Genomic DNA, 3,206 nt, shown 5'->3' on the forward strand with positions numbered 1-3,206 from the left:
TTTCTGAACTAGAAAACACTCGCAACCGATTAGGTTTAGCTAAACAAGAATTTTTGCTAGCCGCTGGTAATCCAAAGGCGATCTTAATTTTTACCGCCTTTCTACCACAGTTCGTCGATGTTTCAGCGAATGTAAATGAACAGTTCTTCGCTCTAGGGGCTACGTTCCTAGTTTTAGAAATGGGTGCAATATCGATTTATGCGATATTTGGAATGTACTTAAGGCAGTGGTTTACGAAGCCGAAAATGGCAAAGCGCTTCAATAGAGGTTGTGCAACTTTTTTGGCTATGTCTGGAGCAAGCTTGTTACTGAGTCGCCAGCAATAAAACTAACAAATTGTTCAAGAGTGATTCGGCACGCGTGGCATTTTTACTATGCGTTGGTTTTAGTGTTTAAGGTGGTATGCGGAGGCTTCGGTATTGCGAGCCTCACACCTTAACAAGGCGTTAGGCGAATGGAGTAAATAATGAGATTTTTGATTGTTATTTTGGGGATGTTTTCTGCATTAGCAGCGACGGCAGAAGAGACTCGATGTGGATGGCTTGAAAATCCTTCTCCTGCCAATATGTGGTTGATTGATCGCGATGGCTCGTGGGATATATCAGTCCAAGGTACTTCAAATGCATTGGACGATAAATCGATGGAACTGCTTTATCAAGCGACTGCAAATGAAAATGAATTTGTTAGAACAAATCGAAACTATGGTTTTAGTTGTGCTTGCTTAACAGTGGACGTAGACGAAGAGCAAAATTCGATTACAACAATTTATAAATCCAAGCAGTTACCTTTGAAGCAGTGTTTAGAGGACATATCCATAACGAAAGATATTCCACTTCCTTTTAAGTAATTCGCCTAACAAATTGTTCAAGAGGGATTCGCAACGCGTGGCATTTTTGCTATGCGTTGGTTTTGGTGATTAAGGTGGTATACGGCGGCTTTGGTATTGCGTTGCTCACCCCTTAACAAGGCGTTATGTTTACTTGAAATTCAAAGGCTTAAAGTTCTTAGACTCTAGTTCTTTGTTCCTTTGGCAATTCGTCCCTAGTAGACTCAGCAAATCTGCATTGTCGGTCTAAGTTCTTGAATCTCTCAACTCGTAAAACATGCCAATGTTCGCGGGTTGCTTCATTGTCAGGTCGTGGTGGTCGGTTTCTGGTTTAACTGGCTTAAAGTCGCTTTAGGATTCTTAGTCAATTAGCATTTCAGCTTGGCAGTTGCCTCGGCAATTCAGCATTGTTTTGCGCTTTGGTTGGAAAGAAAGGGTGCTCGTTGTTTCTTGGTCGTGTTGCCTCATTGGGTAGGGAAGTGGAATTACACGTTTTTGGTTAATCGCCTTTGGTAGCCAAGTTGGTTCATACCTTGTGGTTTACTTCAGAAAACTAATTAGAAATTGCAGTTCTTTCTCAATTAAGTCAGTAACTTGTGGTAAAACATAACAAACAATTCAACAGTGATTCGCAACGCTTGGCGCTCTCACTTCGGGTTGAGTTTAGTGTTTACGGCGCAGTTTTTGGGTTCAGTGTATGCGCTGCTCACACGTTAATTGGGCGTTATGTTTAAGGAGTAAATAAGTGACTGGATCATATAGGGTTTATCCTCACAATGACTTGTTGAATTTAGGTTTTTATCATCTATCAACGATACGTAAAAAAGTAGAATCAGGTAATGAAGAAGCAATAGCTTTGGACTGTCACAGTTGCTTAATTGGGTTAGCTTTTTCGGTAGAAGCTTTGATTAATTTCGTTGGTGACAAAAAAGTCGAAAAATGGAAAGAGAGACAACCTTATTTCATAAAACTCAAGCAGGTGTGTAAAGCTGCTGATTTAAAATATGAAGCGGGAATTGAACCTTACTCAACTCTTTCACAACTAAAGAAATTGCGAGACTCTATGGCTCATGGGCAGCCAATAGTGGGAGTAACAAACTCCGGTGGTGAAGCTCGAAAAGCATTGAAGTGTCCATGGGATGATTACCTAACGGTGGAGTTTGCTGAACAGGCATATGCTCAGGTAAAAGAGTTCCAGCATTCACTTCTAGCTGGCTGTAAAATTAGCTTAGGTTCAACAATATCTAGTGCATCTGGGTGGGGTTAAACATAACAAACAATTTAAGAGTGATTCAGCACGCTTGGCATTTTTGGTTTGGTTCGGGTTCAGTGATTACGGTGGTCAAATTAAGTGTCGTGGTCGCGTGCTTCACACCTTAATTGGGCGTTAGAGCTCAATTGCTCCCACGTTTCTGGAGATAAAAATGACTTGGAGTTCAGAGGCTTTTTGCGAAGAGTTTGGTGTTGCGATAAGTGAATTTCATAAAATATTTGCAAATCAGATTGTAGTAACCCCCAACACTGACTGAAATACCGCCATGTTGAGTGTCTCAAACCTCAGTTTAGTAAAACTACAAGTTGACCTATTTGACTCTATTGAAACAATCGAGCAAAAGTTACAACGAAATGCAGTTGAGTGCCTCGAAACCATGGGCTATGACTTTAGATATCTCGAATCAATAGTTGTTGATGTATTCCGACTGGGTACGCTGAGAAGTTTTCTTTATCGAGATATTAATGCAGTTTTGGATCAAAGTACGTATTTATCTCAAAGTGCAAGAGATTTGCTTGCTGTGGTAGATAAACACAGTGGTATCAAAGGCATGGTTATAGGGTTTATGACAGGTTACAACAATCCTATAGATGGTCTTTTGCACGGGTTTGGTAAAGGCTCATTAAATATTGAAATTCAAAATGCTCAGATTCGTTTTCAGCAGCAAGCTCAACTTTTTAATAGCTCTACTGAAAAACTAGCAATGGATTTGAAAGTTATGATTTTGCGGATTTGGAATGATGGGGTTGCTCAAATTCAAAACAAAATTGAGCTATAACAAACTGTTTAAGAGTGATTCGCAACGCGTGGCATTTTTACCATGCGTTGGTTTAAGTGATTAAGGTGATATGCAGTAGCATCGGTATTGCGTTGCTCACACCTTAACAGGGCGTTAGTTCCCCAGAGGAAGCAATCAATCCGTAGGGAATTTTTGTTTCTGGTGGAGTACACGCATAACTCTGATGATATCGCCCTCGACCCAATAAGAGACAATCATCGAAATCTCAGGAATAATGAGCAATCGTCCGCGGATGCCATCTCGTTGTACACCCATTAAAGGTTGTTCAAGCAAGTTTTCTACTTTTGCTTCAATGAGGTTGTCAGTTT

5 protein-coding genes are annotated in these 3,206 nt (G+C 40.5%); 4 read left to right on the plus strand and 1 reads right to left on the minus strand.

All coding sequences use genetic code 11. From position 1 onward, the window contains the following. From VJL_RS21495 to VJL_RS27580, 4 genes are all read left to right on the plus strand, one after another. Positions 1 to 326 (plus strand): LysE family translocator (locus VJL_RS21495; RefSeq protein WP_038881374.1); only part of this gene is annotated, 326 nt, incomplete at its 5' end. A 140-nt stretch (positions 327 to 466) separates the two neighbouring features. Continuing rightward, on the plus strand, positions 467 to 847 hold the full coding sequence (locus tag VJL_RS21500) for a DUF4087 domain-containing protein (RefSeq protein ID WP_017821408.1): 381 nt from the start codon (positions 467 to 469) through the stop codon (positions 845 to 847). A gap of 724 nt (positions 848 to 1,571) precedes the next feature. Beyond that, complete coding sequence (locus VJL_RS21505) at positions 1,572 to 2,093, plus strand: hypothetical protein (RefSeq protein WP_227741154.1); 522 nt, start codon at positions 1,572 to 1,574, stop codon at positions 2,091 to 2,093. Positions 2,094 to 2,364: 271 nt separating this feature from the next. Next, entirely contained in the window at positions 2,365 to 2,877 is a 513-nt protein-coding gene (locus VJL_RS27580; protein WP_050568884.1) for a hypothetical protein, read from the plus strand. 135 nt (positions 2,878 to 3,012) lie between these two features. On the opposite strand, the gene VJL_RS21515 is transcribed toward VJL_RS27580, so the two are convergent. Beyond that, a partial coding sequence (locus VJL_RS21515; RefSeq protein WP_038881376.1) for a type II toxin-antitoxin system RelE/ParE family toxin occupies positions 3,013 to 3,206 on the minus strand: 194 nt, incomplete at its 5' end.

This window comes from Vibrio jasicida CAIM 1864 = LMG 25398 (assembly GCF_000400365.1).
GTDB lineage: Bacteria > Pseudomonadota > Gammaproteobacteria > Enterobacterales > Vibrionaceae > Vibrio > Vibrio jasicida.

What these genes read in the sequence shown, in the direction of transcription:
- VJL_RS27580 (WP_050568884.1), top strand. Translation starts at nt 2,365, where the DNA reads ATGTTGAGTGTCTCAAACCTCAGTTTAGTAAAACTACAAGTTGACCTA.
- VJL_RS21500 (WP_017821408.1), top strand. Translation starts at nt 467, where the DNA reads ATGAGATTTTTGATTGTTATTTTGGGGATGTTTTCTGCATTAGCAGCG.